Genomic DNA, 13,340 nt, shown 5'->3' on the forward strand with positions numbered 1-13,340 from the left:
TCGGCTCCAACACGCTGACGATCGACGGCGTGGATCGCCTGCACGGCGGCGAGTTCCGCATCGGGGCAGACTACATCGAAGTCGTCAGCTACATCGCCGCCGCCGTCGTCACTGGCGGCAGCATTCGCATTCACCAGGCGGCCCCGGAACACCTCGATATGATCCGCCTGGTCTTGGCACGACTGGGGGTGACCTGGCAGGTGGAGGGGGAAACGGTGGTTGTTCCCGAGGATCAGGCACTGGAGATCCACCCCGACCTCGGCGGCTATATCCCCGAGATCTCGGTCATGCCCTGGCCGGCCTTCCCAACCGATCTGGTGAGCATCGCCATCGTGATCGCCAGCCAAGCACGGGGCACGGTCCTGTTCCACGACTGGATGTACCCCAGCCGGATGTTCTTCATCGACAAGCTGGTGTCCATGGGCGCCCGGATCATCTTGTGCGATCCCCACCGCTGTATCGTGGAAGGCCCCACCCGCCTGATCGGCGAGCAGCTCGAAAGCCCGGACATCCGGGCCGGGATGTCGCTGGTTCTGGCCGCCCTGGCCGCCGACGGCGTCTCGACCATTCGGAACATCGGCCAAATCGACCGGGGGTACGAGCAGATCGACGAGAAGCTGCGAGGCCTGGGCGCCCACATCGAGCGGCTGGAGGGCTGAGGCCCCGCCCGAGGCCCCCGGGAAGTGCTGCTTGAAGCTCTGGCCGGCCGAGGTATAATTCCTCGGTCGGCCTGGCGCCGATAACTTATCTCTGGGATAGTGTCATGCCAAAGCGAACGTATCAACCCAAGATCCGCCACCGGGCGCGGGTCCATGGCTTCCGGGCGCGAATGGCCACCCGCGGCGGACGGGGTGTCTTGAAACGACGCCGGCTCAAGGGCCGCCACCGCCTGGTTCAGCTTGTCAACCGCCACGTGAAAAAGGTCAACTGGAACGCCTGATCCGCAAGGTCCGGCATCCGGCGGCGCCGCCAACGGCGCTCCAGCCGGGCTTAATCTCGCCAGGGGAATGGACCGCATCCATCGGCTGGCCAGCGCGAGCGATGTCGACCGGGTCCGCCGCCTGGGTCGGTCGCAAGCCAGCCCGTTGATGGTGGTGGTGGCTGGCGCCAGCGACTTGCCGTACCCCCGGTTCGCGTTTGTTGCCGGCAAGGGCGTCGGCGGCGCCGTCAAGCGCAACCGGGCCAAGCGCCGGATGCGGGCCCTCGTTCAGGCGCATCTGCCGCAGGTGGCGTCAGGAAAGGACATTGTCTTGATTGCACGCACGCCGCTGCTGGCGGCGGAGTGGCCAGTCGTACTGGACACCGGGCTGCGCCTGCTGCAGCGGGCGGGAGCCCTTCATGACTGAAGATTCGACTGTGTTTGAAAGCGCTTCATCCGAACCGTTGCTGAGCGAGATCCCGCTCCGGCTGACCAACCTTCCCCGCCTGCTCGGAATGGCGCTGATCCGGGGCTACCAGATGACCTTGGCGCACCTGGTGCCGGCGGACACCTGCCGCTTCACCCCCACCTGCAGCCACTACGGCTATCAGGCGGTGGCCAAGCACGGCCTGATCAAAGGAAGCCTGCTGGGCGCCTGGCGCATCCTTCGCTGCCAGCCTTTCAGCAAGGGCGGGTATGACCCTGTCCCATAGGAGCCGAATGATCCACCGATTCCCCACACCCAAAGTACTGCTGATCGCGGCTGCGGTCGCCGCCTCCCTGGCGCTCTCCGGCTGTTCCGGCAATGTCATGACGGGCGCCAGCTGGCCGGGACTGGCCTCGCAGGGCACGACGGTGTACGTCGTCTTCAACACCTTCGTTCACGCCATCGATAGCGCCAACGGCGCCGAGCTCTGGCGCTTTCCGGCCGAGGCGGATCGGAAGCTGACGATGTTCGCCGCCCCAGCCATTAGCGAGGACGGCGCCACGCTGTATGTCGGCGCCTACGACTATCAGGTCTACGCCCTGGATGCCGCCAATGGCAGCCTCAAGTGGAAGGCGACTGTCGCCAGCGATCGCATCATCGGGTCGCCCGTGATCTACGGCGATCTACTGTTGGTTCCTTCCGCTGACAAGTTTCTATATGCCCTCGACCGCGCCAGCGGCTCGTTGGTTTGGTCGTACGAGACCGAGGGCGGGCTGTGGGCGGCGCCCGCCATCGACGGCGACCGCGCCTACCAATCCATCCTGCAGCACAAACTCCTCGCCCTTGACCTGAAGACCCGGAAGCCGGCATGGCAGGTCGACCTGGGCGGCGCCATGGCCGGGCCACCGGCTCTGTCCGACAGCCAGGTCATGGTCGGCAACTTCGTCAACGGCATGCGGGCCGTCTCCAAGGACAGCGGGGGCGACCGCTGGTCGTACCGATCGGACGGATGGATCTGGGGCACCCCGCTCGTTGCCCAGGATCGGGTGGTCTTTGGCGACGATCAGGGAACGCTGGTTGCCCTCGGGCTGATCGACGGGAAGGAAGTGTGGCGAACCCAGCTGGAGGGCGGGATCACCGGTTCGCCGCTGGCCGCCGAAGACCAGTTGTTCGTCGTCACCCGCACCGGGCAGGCCTACGCCCGCTCCCTCGCCGACGGCTCTCCGATCTGGCAGCAACTGCTGGCAGGAGAACTCAACTCCTCTCCGATCCTGGTGGATGGCAAGCTGATTGTGGCCTCCCAGACCGGCGAGGTGCTCCTTAGCGCCCTCGATCCGGCCAGCGGCCGGGTGATCTGGGCCTTTACACCGCAGAAATGAGCGAGTAGCCGACCATGTGGGATACCCTGATCCTCAACCCAATGATCAACGCCCTGCTGTGGATCTATGCCCTGCTCAGCCAGAACTTCGGCTTGGCGATCATCATGTTCACGATTGTCATCCGCCTGGTCACGGTTCCCCTCACCTTGCAGCAGCAGCGCAGCCAGCAGAAGATGCAGGAACTCCAGCAATCCAAGCGCTGGCAGGACATTCAGAAGAAGCACAAGGACGACAAGAAGGCGCTGCAGGAAGAGCAGCTCAAGCTGTACCGCGAAGTGGGCTTTAATCCGATGAGCGGCTGCCTGCCCACCGTGATCCAGCTGCCGATCATCTTCGGCTTGTACGGCGCTATCACCCGCGCCCTGGCTTCGACGCCGGGACAGCTACTGGGGCTTTCGGTCCACTTGTATCCTCGGACGCCCGATCTCCTGATCCCGCTTAACAGCCAGTTCTTGTGGATGGACCTGGCCAAGCCCGAGCGGCTGTATCTGCCCTTTCTTCCGGGGACCATCGGCATCCCGGTGCTCACCATCCTGGTGGTCATCTCGACCTACATGCAGTCGAAGCTGACCACCCCGGCGAGCCCGAACGCTCAGGGCGGGCAGATGAGCCAGATGATGACCCTGTACATGCCGCTTCTGCTCGGCTACTTCTCCTTCACCTTTCCAGCCGGCCTGGCGCTCTATTTCGTCACTTCTAACGTGCTGGCCATCGTGCAGTACGCTGCCACCGGCAAGATCGATTGGCACAACATGTTCAAATTCTCCTTGGCGGCGCCAAGGAAGTGAGCGATTTTGGGCACAGCGAGCGCGGCCCGGCCCGTACGACGAGCTGAGCTGCCCCGGCCGATGGCCAGAGGCGGCGCCATCGGGGGCGGCCCACGAGGATTGGGGAATGGCGGAATTCAAGACCAGCCTGGAAGTGATCGCACCGACCGTCGAAGAGGCCGTCAAGCGCGGCACGGCGCAGCTGGGGGTCCCTCGGGAGGCGCTCGACATCCACGTCCTGGATGAGGGCAGCCGTGGGGTCTTCGGGCTGACCAGCCGCCAGGCGCGGGTGCGCCTGGTGGTTCGCGGGCAGACGCTACCCGGCGCCGGGCAAACGCCGGAGCCTGAGTTGGTAGTCCGCGGGCAGGCGCCTCCCGCCCTCGCCCCGACGGCGCAGCCCGAGAGTAGTGAGGAGGACCACGAGGCCGTCAGCACCGCCAGGGTCGTCGTCGAGTCGCTGCTGGAACGGATGGAGATCGATGCCGCCGTGGATGCCGTTTGGGGCGAGCCTAGCGACGAGAAGGACCGGCGCCCGCTGCTGGTCAACATCCGCGGCGGCGACCTGAGTCTTCTGATCGGCCGCAAGGGCGAGACGCTGGCCGCCCTGCAGTACATCACCCGGCTGATCGTCGCCAAGGAGACCCAGCGTCCGGTGGCGGTCGTGGTCGATGTCCAGGGATACCGGGCGCGCCGCGAGGAGCAGCTGCGCCAACTCGCCAAGCGCATGGCTGAGCAGGCCGTTGAACGCGGCCGCACCATGATCCTCGAGCCGATGCCCGCCAACGAACGGCGGATCATCCACCTCGAGCTGCGCGATCATCCACAAGTTACCACCGAGAGCACCGGCGAGGCGGATCAACGCAAGGTCACGATCATCCCGCGGCTCTGACCCCGCCGAGAGGGATGGCCTTCTCCGCGCCCCCAGCGTTCTCGTCCGCATCCCGGCCTGTCAGGTCGCTCACGACCCGGCTCGGCTATAATCGCCCCGATGGGGTCCCCGCTTCCGCTGCCCTTGGTCGACTACTTGCTCCTCGGCCACGTTTCGAAAGATCTCGTTCCCGAAGGCCACCGCCTGGGCGGTGCCGTCGCCTACTCCGGATGCACCGCCCGCGCCATGGGGCTAACCGTCGGGGTGGTGACTGCGGACGCCGGCGACATCGACCTCAGCCCGCTGGTGGGCCTTCACCTGCACACTCTGCCCTCGCCTGAGACGACGAGTTTCGAGAACGTGTACACGGAGAGCGGCCGTCGCCAGCGCCTGGCGGCCAGGGCCCGGCCTCTCCAACCGACCGACGTGCCCCAGCCCTGGAGCGAGGCTCGTTGCGTCCATCTTGCGCCGATTGCCGACGAACTACCGCTCGACATAGGACGGTCGTTCCCCGCAGCGACCCTTTTCAGCAGCCCCCAGGGATGGTTGCGCCAGTGGGACGCCGATGGCCGGATTCACCTCCATCCCTGGCAACGGCTGCTCCCGGCGCTGAGCGGGTTGCAGGCCGCAGTCCTCGGCTGGGAGGATATTGGGGGAGAAGCGCAGGCGGCCCAGGCACTGGCGGAGGCCATCCCGATCTTGGTCCTGACCTGTGGACCCTTCGGCGCCGACCTGTACCTCGGCGGCAGCCCCGTGCATATCGATGCGCCCCCCGCCCGCCAGGTCGACCCGACCGGCGCCGGCGATGTCTTCGCCGCGGCTTTCTTTGTTGGCCTGCTGCGCGGCGACGACCCGTTGCCGGCGGCACAGCGGGCAGCCGCCATCGCTGCACTGTCGGTGGAGGCTGCCGGGCTGGCCGGCGTCCCTTCCACGGCCCAAATCCTGAGCCTGGAGAGCGGCCTCCGATGACCCGGGTGTACACGCTGGCCAACCAGAAGGGCGGCGTCGGCAAGACCACCACCGCCATCAGCCTGGCGGCCTACCTGGCTCGAGCCGGGCAGCGCGTTTTGCTGGTCGACCTCGACCCTCAGGCCAACGCCACGGCCTGCCTGGGCATCGACTACAGCTCGGTTGAACGCGGCACCTACGACGTCGTGCTCGGCCTGACGACGGCGGCTGAGGTTATGCTGCACAGCCCCGAGATCCAACTGCACCTGCTGCCCTCTTCGCCGGCGCTGGCCGGGGCTCAGATCGAGCTGGTGGATGTCCCGGAACGCGAACGCCGGCTGTCCCAAGCCCTGGCCGGGGTAAGCGATCGCTTCGACTACGTCCTGATCGATTGTCCGCCTTCGCTGGGAATCCTGACGATCAACGGCCTGCTGTGCGCCAGCGGCGGGGTGATCATCCCTGTGCAGTGCGAATACCTGGCGCTGGAGGGCCTGACTCAGTTGATGGAAACTCTGGCCAAGGTGCGAGCCTCGCTGTACCCGCAGCTGGGAATCCGCGGCCTGGTGCTGACGATGTTCGATTCCCGCACCCATCTGTCTTCAGACGTCGTCGAAGAGGTGCGCAAGCATTTTCCAGGGAAGGTCTTCCATACGATCATCCCCCGCAATGTGCGACTGGCGGAGGCGCCCTCTCACGGGCTGCCGATCTCGGCCTACGATCCATCCTCCGTCGGCGGCCAGGCCTACCAAGCGCTAGCGCGGGAACTGCTCCGAGGCGACGGCGTGCGCCTCTCCGCTCGGCAGGGTGCGGGTCCGTCCTCCTCGCGATGATGGCGCCGAGGGCGGACACGGTCCGGCTGCTTGGCGAGGCGACCTTCGGCGCGGTGAAACGTGATCTGACGAAAGAGGCACAGGCATGACACGCAAATACGGGCTTGGCAAGGGTTTGGATGCGCTGATCCCCGGCGGGGAGGTGCAGCGACCCGCACCCTCGGGCGCCCGCCAGATCCCGGTCATAGACATACAGCGCAACCCTCGTCAGCCGCGCAGCCAGTTCGATTCCGTCGAGCTTCAGGAACTGGCGGCCTCGATCCGTCTGCACGGGGTGCTGCAGCCTCTCCTGGTCATGCCACTGCCGCAGGGCGGCTATCAGCTTGTGGCCGGGGAGCGACGCCTGGAGGCCTCGCGCCTGGCCGGGCTGTCCACGGTCCCGGCGGTCGTGCGGACGGTCACCCCGCAGGAACAACTTGAACTAGCGCTGATCGAGAACCTGCAGCGTGCCGATCTGAATCCCCTGGAGGCCGCCGAAGGCTTCCGCCAGCTGGCGCAGGATTTCGGCCTTTCGCACGAGGCGATCGCCGAACGGGTGGGCAAGAGCCGGGCGGCGGTCAGCAACACTCTCCGCTTGCTCAGGCTCCCCCCAGCTTGCCGTCAGGCGCTGATCGACGGTGTGATCAGTGAAGGCCATGCGCGGGCGCTGCTGGCCCTACCGACCACGGAAGGCCAGGCGGCGGCGCTGGAGACGATCCACAAGCGCAATCTGAACGTCCGCCAGACCGAGGAGCTCGTCCAGCGGCTGCTCGGCCAGCGCAGCCGGCATCCGAAGGCCAGCCGGCGTACGCCGGAGGAAGAGGCGCTCGAAGAGCAATTGATGCAGGCGCTGGGCACGCGGGTCAACCTGCGCCTGGGCCGCAAGGGCGGCAGCCTGGTGATCCACTTCTACTCCGACGAGGAACTCGAGGCGCTGATCGACCGCATTACCGGTTCAGGGCGCGGCTAGCATGCGCTACCTGGTAATCGGCAGCGGCGCAGTGGGCGGCTACCTCGGCGGACGGCTGGCGCTCTCGGGCCAGCCGGTTCTGTTTCTGGCGCGGCCGCCTCAAGCCGAGGCCCTGCGCCGCTCCGGGCTGACGCTGGTCGAAGGCGGCCAGGCTGCCCGGCTGGCCGAGATGAAGCTCGAGTCGGATCTCTCGTCCGCGTGCTCCGCGTTCGATCCGCAGGTGATCCTGATCGCGGTCAAGGCGTACGCGCTGGAGGCGGTGATTGAGAGTTTGCACCGCCTGCCCGCTCCCATTCCCCCGCTGGTGTGCTTGCTGAACGGCATCGGCAATGAGCAGCGTCTGTCGGAGGCCTTCGGCGCCGGCCAGGTGATCGCGGCCGCGCTGACAACGGCGGTGCAAGTGCCTTCGCCCGGGACCGTGCGGGTGGAGAAGTTGCGCGGCCTCGGCCTGCATTCGGGCCACAGCCTGGCGCCTGAGCTGCTCGCCGAGCTGGCTGCCGCCGGAGTCAACCCGCGCTTGGTTGCCGATGCCGCCTCCTTGAAATGGTCGAAGCTGCTGACCAATCTGGTGTCGAATGCCACCTCGGCCATCCTGCACTGGACCCCGGCGCAGGTGTACGCCCATCCCGGGCTGTACCGGTTGGAAGTCGAGGCGCTGCGGGAGACGGTACGCCTGATGCGTGGCAAGGGGATCCCGGCGGTGAACCTGCCTGGCGTTCCGACAGCCTGGTTCGCCCGGCTGGTGGGCTGGCCCCCTGGCCTGTCCCGTCCGATCCTATTGCGGGCCGTCACCTCCGGTCGGGGAGACAAGCTCCCCTCACTTGTCTACGATCTGGAGCGGCGCCGCAGCGAGGTCGAGTGGTTGAACGGCGCCGTGGCCCAGCACGCACAGGCGTCGGGCATGGCTGCCCCGGCCAACCGCCTGTTGTGTAATCTGCTGCTGGCGTTGGTCGGCGGCGCCGAGGACCCGCAGGCGTATCGCGGCCAACCGCAGCGATTGCTGGCGCGCGCCGCCGCCGCCGGCGTCCCCGGCGTTACAGGGTATAATCCCGCCGGCTAGGCCCCGGGGCGCCGGCAACCGGAAGGATGTGGCTGCGGCGCCGCGTCTCACCAGGAGGCACGCAGTGAAGCGGTTTGAGGGGAAGGTAGCGGTCGTGACGGGCGGCTCGCGCGGCATTGGCCGGGCCTGTGCCCTGGAGCTGGGGACCGGGGGCGCCCGGGTGGTCGTCAACTACCATCAGAACGCCGCCGCCGCAGAGGAAGTGGTCACCGCCATCACCGCAAGCGGCGGCGAGGCCGTCGCCCGCCAGGCCGATGTCAGCTTGTTCGCCGAAGCGGAAGCCCTGGTCAAGTTCGCCATCGAAACCTACGGTGACCTGCACATCCTGGTCAACAACGCCGGCATCACGCGCGACGGGCTGATCATGACGATGAGCGAGGCCGATTGGGACATCGTCCAGTCCACGAACCTGAAATCGGCCTTCAACTGCTCACGCGCCGCCGTGCGGCACATGCTGCGCCGGCGGTACGGACGAATCATCAATATCACTTCCGTCGCCGGACAGATGGGCAACGCCGGCCAGACCAACTACTCCGCCTCCAAAGCTGGCCAGATCGGGTTCACCAAAGCCCTGGCCCGCGAGGTCGCCGGCCGGAGTATCACCGTCAACGGCATCGCCGCCGGCTACATCGAGACCGACATCTGGTCGACCGTTCCGGAAGCGGCGAAGCAGACGGCGCTCAGCATAATCCCGCTGGGCCGGGCGGGCACAGCCGACGAGATCGCCAGAGCTGTGGCTTTCCTGGCATCCGACGACGCCGCCTACATCACCGGGCATATCCTGTCCGTCGACGGCGGGATGGCGATGTTCTAGGGGCCGGCCGGTGCCCGCCCCAAGGAGAGGACTCCGATGGCCGATAGCATGCAGCCCAGCAGCGATGAACCGGTCGGCACAACAACCATCGCCCCGGGCGTCCTGTTCACCATCGCCCGCCTGACGGCGCTAGGCGTCCCGGGCGTGGTGGCCCTGGCGCCGGTCCCGGGCGTGGGCCGGGTGATGCGACGCGGGGGAAACGTCGGCGCCCTGCTGGAGGTCCGCGACCAACGGGTCTCGGTCGAACTGCATTTGATCCTGGCAGCCAACACCAGCGTACGTTCCGTGTGCCGGGCGGTGCAGGCCGAGGTCGCCGAGGCCATCGAGCGCATGGTCGGGATGCCGGTCGAGCGGGTGGACGTGCATGTCCAGGACATCGACTTCAGCACCCCGCCCTCATAGATCCAGGCCATGAAACGCGAACGCAGGAAGGCGCGCACGCTGGCGCTGCAGACACTGTATGAGGTCGACAGCGTCGGGCACGCCGCCGAAGCCGTGATCGCCAGGCACATCGACGAAAACAGCGCCCTCGGGGACGAGGGCGTTGCCTTCTTCCGCCAACTGGTCCTCGGGACTCTGCAGCTGTCGGGCGCCCTCGACCGGCTGATCGCCGAGTCGGCGCCGGAGTGGCCGGTGAACGAGCTGGCCGTGATCGAGCGCAACATCCTGCGGCTGGCGATCTGGGAATTCGCGGTCTCCGGGCAAACCCCGCTGAAAGTCGCCATCAACGAGGCGGTCGAGCTGGCCAAGCTCTTTGGCTCGGACAGTGCGCCGCGCTTCGTCAACGGGGTTCTGGGGACCCTGGCCGATCGCGAAGACGAGATCCGGCGGCAGGTCAGTCTGTTGGTGCAGGACTAGGAATGGACGTCCTGGGGATCGGCCCGCTCGAGCTGATGTTCGTGCTCCTGATCGCACTGATCATCATCGGCCCGAAAGACATGACCAAGACCGCCCGCTCGGCCGGGCGCTTCCTCAACCGGATGTACCGCTCCGAGACCTGGCGGGCGCTGACCGAGGCCTCGCGCACGATTCAGACTCTCCCCAACCGGCTGGCGCGCGAGGCGCAGATCGAGGAGCTCGAGGCGCTACGCAAGGACCTGGACGGCACAGCCGCCTCGGCCAAGCCAGACGCGGCGCAGAATCCGGCCTTGAAGCCCTGGATCACCCCCTACGATGGGCCTGATCAGTTCAAGACCATCGCCCCGCCCCGGCCAGAGGAGGCCACGCCAAAGACCAGCTCATCCGCCCGCTCTACCGCCAAGCCGGGTTCAGCGGCCAAGAAACCGGCCGGAAAGAAGCCTCCGGCGAGCAAGAAGCCCGCGGCCGCCAGCCAGAAGTCGGCGGCGACCAAGAGCGCCTCCGGCGGGAAGCCTGCCAAAGGCGCCGGCAACCAGGCTGGGTCAGGCACCGCCGGGCGCGCCAAGAGCCGGGTGCCGAAGAAATCCCGCGCCCGCAAGTCCGGTTCGACCGGGCGAAAGACAGCCTCCCGGAGCGGTCGCTAGGCATGCGGCGGGTGGGCGCCATCCTCAAGGGACTGATCCTGGCCCCGATCCGGGCGCTCCTCTTCCCGTTCCAGCGGTTCAACCGCTGGTTGTCACAGGAACCGGAAGAGACCGCCGCCGCCGAGGCAATCGGTCGAGCCTTTAGCCAGCCTGGCCTGCTGGTCGAACACCTGGCGGCGCTGCGCGGCCATCTGATCCGCTCGGCGGCTGTGTTCATGCTCGCCACCATCGCCGCTTTCGCCTTCGCGGCCTCGGTGGTGGATTGGATGGCGAAGCCAATCGGCGGGATCGGAGCCCTGCAGGCGATCGAAGTGACCGAGTCGGTTAGCGCCTTCATGCGCGTCTCGCTGATGTGCGGGGCGGTCATCGCCTTACCCTACATCGGGTTCGAGCTGTTCGCCTTCATCAATCCGGGACTGACCAAGCGGGAACGTACGGTTGTCCTGATCTCGGTGCCGCTCTCGCTCCTGCTGCTGCTGACCGGGATGGCCTTCGCCTACTACGTCATGCTGCCGGTGGCCCTGCCTTTCCTGCTCAACTTCATGGGCATCACCACCATCCCGCGTCCGTCTAACTACATCCGTTTCGTCACCGGCACGATGTTCTGGATGGGCGTCACCTTCCAGACCCCGCTGGTGGTGTACATTCTGGCGATGATCGGCTTGGTGACCGCCGGGGCGCTGCGGCGAAGCTGGCGCTATGCCATCGTCGGTATTGCCGTGCTAGCCGCAGCCATCACCCCAACCGTCGATCCAGTCAACATGGGCCTGGTGATGGGGCCGATGATCGTGCTGTTCTTCCTCAGCATCGGCATGGCGTCGCTGGCCGAGCGCTCCCGGCGCCGCCGCCAGGCTCGCCCCGAGGCCCCCTGATCTGACCCCCTTCGGCGCCGGACTCGCCGGACTTCCTGTCGCCCCGCAGCCATGATTTTCCCGGGTCCCAAGGCCTCGCGGCGCGACCTCTACCCGGGGCCAGCGACCCTCCACCTGAGGATCGGCTTCGACGCTTCCGCCGAGAAAGTGTGCCACCGAGGATCTCTGCGGTTGAATGGCGTCCCGTCAGGGCGCATAGAATCGCGCCTGCGCTTCTCGGCGCAGGCGGTGACCGCTGGCCGGAACGGCGCTGCGTGAGGGCAGCGGGAGCGGGACCGCGGGACTAGCTCTGGCGCAGGGCTGCGATCCAGCAGCCGGCGAAGGCCACGGCCGCCATGGCGACGAAGGAGGTCGAGATGGCCTGGAACCAGGCGGCGTCGGCCACGGCAGCCCCGGCGGTCGTGGCCAGCGAGGCGAAGATTGCCCCGGCGGCGCCGACACCGATCACCATGCCGGTGTTGCGGGCTGTGGCCAGGATGCCGGCGGCGATTCCTTGCCTAGCTCGCGGCGCAGCGCCCATCAGAGCGCTGCTGTTGGGGGAAATGAAGATGCCGGTCCCCAGCCCAACGACCCCCAGCGAGATCGCGATCTGGCCAAATCCCGTGTCGGGCTGCAGCGCGCCCAGCATCAGCAGGCCGGCGGCCATGATGCCCATCCCCAGGCTGCTCAGCAGGCGTGAACCGATACGGTCTGAGAGGGCGCCGCTGGCCGGGGCCGAGAGCGCCATCACCACCGGGTAGGCTGTCAGCACCACGCCGGCCTGGGCTGGGCTTAACCCGCGCCCCTGGATCAAGTAGAACGGCATCAGGAAGACGACGCTGAAAAGGCAGACGTAGTTCAGCACGGCGCTGATCGTGGCGACCGAGAACGTGCGGCTGTTGAACAAGGTCAGATCCAGCATCGGGCTTGGCGCCCGCCGCTCCACATACAGGAAGGCTCCGAGCAGCGCCGCCGAACCCAGGAGGAGCAAGAGCACGTTGGATGAAAGCCAGCCCCAGGCGGGCCCAACGCTCAAGCCGTACAGCAACACGATCAGCCCGGCCGTGAACAGCGCCGCGCCCGGAAGATCAAACCCTTCTCCGGCAGCCGGCCGTGGCTCATTGGGGATGAAGCGAAATCCAAGGAAGAGTGCCAGCAAACCGACCGGGATGTTGACGTAGAACACCGAGCGCCAGCCGAAGGCCGCCGCCAACCAGCCACCGAGAGAAGGCCCGACCGTCAGCCCGAGGTAGGTCATCATGGACTGGATGCCGAGGGCTCTCCCGCGCTGCTCCGCAGGGAAGCCTCTCGTCAGGATGGCCGGCGAATTGGCGGCCAGCATGGCGGCTCCCAGCCCCTGGACGGCGCGAGCGCCGATCAGAAACCCGGGGCTGGCCGCCCGGCCGGAGAGCAGCGAGCCGAGCAGAAACAGGCCGAACCCGCTCAGGTAGACCGGCTTGTTGCCGCGCAAGTCCCCCAGGCGCCCGAAGGTGAGCAGCAGGGCGCCGACGGTCAGCAGGTAGATCGTCACCACCCATTCGATGGCTGTGATCCCGGCGTTGAACTCATGGCGCACGATCGGCAGGATGGTGTTGACGATGCTGCCGTCCAGGGCCGACATGAAGGTGCCGACGCCAACGGCCAGCAGAATCGCCCACTTCCCGCCGGCCCCGATCGAGGACTTCGCCTTCGAGGAGGCAGCGTCGATCCGGGGCGCTGTCACAAGCGTGGGCCGCCGAGGAGCAGGTCCCTCGTTTCACGCAGCCGCCCGCCCCGAGACCTGGCAGGCGGCCGGGCCCGGCGAGGGGCGAGCCGGCTGCCGGGCGGCAGCCTCACACGATCACCCCGAAACGGATCAGCAGATACAGCCCGTGACCCACGACCGTCAGGGCAGGCACAATCGTCAAGGCGTAGGCGATCCATGGCGAGTCGATCTGCAGTTCCCCGGCCGGCCCGATGCGCGGCGACCCGGGCAGGGAGTCGAGCATCACGGCATATTCTGGATTGGATGGATCGTACAGCACCA

General features: G+C 67.2%; 18 protein-coding genes. 16 read left to right on the plus strand and 2 right to left on the minus strand.

All coding sequences use genetic code 11. The features are described 5' to 3' along the window. From MUO23_05860 to tatC, 16 genes are all read left to right on the plus strand, one after another. Positions 1-659: UDP-N-acetylglucosamine 1-carboxyvinyltransferase (locus MUO23_05860; protein ID MCJ7512478.1), on the plus strand; the 659-nt coding region annotated here is incomplete at its 5' end. Positions 660-763: 104 nt separating this feature from the next. Continuing rightward, positions 764-940 carry a 50S ribosomal protein L34 gene (gene rpmH, locus MUO23_05865; protein MCJ7512479.1) on the plus strand — a complete coding sequence of 59 codons (177 nt, stop codon included), beginning with the start codon at positions 764-766 and terminating at the stop codon, positions 938-940. A 67-nt stretch (positions 941-1,007) separates the two neighbouring features. Further along, entirely contained in the window at positions 1,008-1,346 is a 339-nt protein-coding gene (gene rnpA, locus MUO23_05870; GenBank protein MCJ7512480.1) for a ribonuclease P protein component, read from the plus strand. Then, positions 1,339-1,632: a membrane protein insertion efficiency factor YidD gene (gene yidD / locus MUO23_05875; protein ID MCJ7512481.1), complete on the plus strand. Its 294-nt coding sequence runs from the start codon at positions 1,339-1,341 to the stop codon at positions 1,630-1,632. Before rnpA ends, yidD begins: the two co-directional genes overlap by 8 nt. Positions 1,633-1,639: 7 nt before the next feature. After that, positions 1,640-2,725, plus strand: a complete 1,086-nt coding sequence (locus MUO23_05880; GenBank protein ID MCJ7512482.1) for a PQQ-binding-like beta-propeller repeat protein — start codon at positions 1,640-1,642, stop codon at positions 2,723-2,725. Between the two features lie 14 nt (positions 2,726-2,739). Further along, positions 2,740-3,513 (plus strand): YidC/Oxa1 family membrane protein insertase, encoded by a 774-nt coding sequence (locus MUO23_05885; protein ID MCJ7512483.1) that lies wholly within the window; start codon positions 2,740-2,742, stop codon positions 3,511-3,513. 106 nt (positions 3,514-3,619) lie between these two features. Next, a complete protein-coding gene (locus MUO23_05890) occupies positions 3,620-4,381 on the plus strand; it encodes a Jag N-terminal domain-containing protein (GenBank protein MCJ7512484.1) in 762 nt (253 codons plus the stop codon). Between the two features lie 99 nt (positions 4,382-4,480). Beyond that, positions 4,481-5,329: a PfkB family carbohydrate kinase gene (locus tag MUO23_05895; protein ID MCJ7512485.1), complete on the plus strand. Its 849-nt coding sequence runs from the start codon at positions 4,481-4,483 to the stop codon at positions 5,327-5,329. Continuing rightward, entirely contained in the window at positions 5,326-6,138 is an 813-nt protein-coding gene (locus MUO23_05900) for a ParA family protein (GenBank protein MCJ7512486.1), read from the plus strand. The genes MUO23_05895 and MUO23_05900 overlap by 4 nt, the downstream gene beginning before the upstream one ends. 85 nt (positions 6,139-6,223) lie before the next feature. Then, a complete protein-coding gene (locus MUO23_05905) occupies positions 6,224-7,087 on the plus strand; it encodes a ParB/RepB/Spo0J family partition protein (GenBank protein ID MCJ7512487.1) in 864 nt (287 codons plus the stop codon). Between the two features lies 1 nt (position 7,088). After that, complete coding sequence (locus MUO23_05910; protein ID MCJ7512488.1) at positions 7,089-8,147, plus strand: 2-dehydropantoate 2-reductase; 1,059 nt, start codon at positions 7,089-7,091, stop codon at positions 8,145-8,147. 64 nt (positions 8,148-8,211) lie between these two features. After that, positions 8,212-8,961, plus strand: a complete 750-nt coding sequence (gene fabG / locus MUO23_05915) for a 3-oxoacyl-[acyl-carrier-protein] reductase (GenBank protein MCJ7512489.1) — start codon at positions 8,212-8,214, stop codon at positions 8,959-8,961. A 36-nt stretch (positions 8,962-8,997) separates the two neighbouring features. Then, the gene (locus MUO23_05920; GenBank protein ID MCJ7512490.1) at positions 8,998-9,363 is read left to right on the plus strand and encodes an Asp23/Gls24 family envelope stress response protein; all 366 of its coding nucleotides are present in this window, start codon (positions 8,998-9,000) and stop codon (positions 9,361-9,363) included. A 9-nt stretch (positions 9,364-9,372) separates the two neighbouring features. Further along, positions 9,373-9,819 (plus strand): transcription antitermination factor NusB, encoded by a 447-nt coding sequence (gene nusB / locus MUO23_05925; protein ID MCJ7512491.1) that lies wholly within the window; start codon positions 9,373-9,375, stop codon positions 9,817-9,819. A gap of 2 nt (positions 9,820-9,821) precedes the next feature. After that, complete coding sequence (locus tag MUO23_05930) at positions 9,822-10,463, plus strand: twin-arginine translocase TatA/TatE family subunit (GenBank protein ID MCJ7512492.1); 642 nt, start codon at positions 9,822-9,824, stop codon at positions 10,461-10,463. 2 nt (positions 10,464-10,465) lie between these two features. Beyond that, the gene (gene tatC, locus MUO23_05935) at positions 10,466-11,335 is read left to right on the plus strand and encodes a twin-arginine translocase subunit TatC (GenBank protein MCJ7512493.1); all 870 of its coding nucleotides are present in this window, start codon (positions 10,466-10,468) and stop codon (positions 11,333-11,335) included. A gap of 283 nt (positions 11,336-11,618) precedes the next feature. Here tatC and MUO23_05940 read toward each other — a convergent pair whose 3' ends face one another. Then, positions 11,619-13,037, minus strand: coding sequence for an MFS transporter (locus MUO23_05940; GenBank protein MCJ7512494.1), 1,419 nt, complete (start codon positions 13,035-13,037; stop codon positions 11,619-11,621). 109 nt (positions 13,038-13,146) lie between these two features. Beyond that, positions 13,147-13,340 (minus strand): hypothetical protein (locus MUO23_05945; protein MCJ7512495.1); only part of this gene is annotated, 194 nt, incomplete at its 5' end.

The sequence above is a fragment of the Anaerolineales bacterium genome, from assembly GCA_022866145.1.
Lineage (GTDB): Bacteria > Chloroflexota > Anaerolineae > Anaerolineales > E44-bin32 > PFL42.

Excerpts from the sequence above, each read along its gene's own strand:
- rpmH (MCJ7512479.1), top strand. The coding sequence starts at position 764 with ATGCCAAAGCGAACGTATCAACCCAAGATCCGCCACCGGGCGCGGGTC.
- rnpA (MCJ7512480.1), top strand. The coding sequence starts at position 1,008 with ATGGACCGCATCCATCGGCTGGCCAGCGCGAGCGATGTCGACCGGGTC.
- yidD (MCJ7512481.1), top strand. The coding sequence starts at position 1,339 with ATGACTGAAGATTCGACTGTGTTTGAAAGCGCTTCATCCGAACCGTTG.
- MUO23_05880 (MCJ7512482.1), top strand. The coding sequence starts at position 1,640 with ATGATCCACCGATTCCCCACACCCAAAGTACTGCTGATCGCGGCTGCG.
- MUO23_05885 (MCJ7512483.1), top strand. The coding sequence starts at position 2,740 with ATGTGGGATACCCTGATCCTCAACCCAATGATCAACGCCCTGCTGTGG.
- MUO23_05890 (MCJ7512484.1), top strand. The coding sequence starts at position 3,620 with ATGGCGGAATTCAAGACCAGCCTGGAAGTGATCGCACCGACCGTCGAA.
- MUO23_05895 (MCJ7512485.1), top strand. The coding sequence starts at position 4,481 with ATGGGGTCCCCGCTTCCGCTGCCCTTGGTCGACTACTTGCTCCTCGGC.
- MUO23_05900 (MCJ7512486.1), top strand. The coding sequence starts at position 5,326 with ATGACCCGGGTGTACACGCTGGCCAACCAGAAGGGCGGCGTCGGCAAG.
- MUO23_05905 (MCJ7512487.1), top strand. The coding sequence starts at position 6,224 with ATGACACGCAAATACGGGCTTGGCAAGGGTTTGGATGCGCTGATCCCC.
- MUO23_05910 (MCJ7512488.1), top strand. The coding sequence starts at position 7,089 with ATGCGCTACCTGGTAATCGGCAGCGGCGCAGTGGGCGGCTACCTCGGC.
- MUO23_05920 (MCJ7512490.1), top strand. The coding sequence starts at position 8,998 with ATGGCCGATAGCATGCAGCCCAGCAGCGATGAACCGGTCGGCACAACA.
- nusB (MCJ7512491.1), top strand. The coding sequence starts at position 9,373 with ATGAAACGCGAACGCAGGAAGGCGCGCACGCTGGCGCTGCAGACACTG.
- MUO23_05930 (MCJ7512492.1), top strand. The coding sequence starts at position 9,822 with ATGGACGTCCTGGGGATCGGCCCGCTCGAGCTGATGTTCGTGCTCCTG.
- tatC (MCJ7512493.1), top strand. The coding sequence starts at position 10,466 with ATGCGGCGGGTGGGCGCCATCCTCAAGGGACTGATCCTGGCCCCGATC.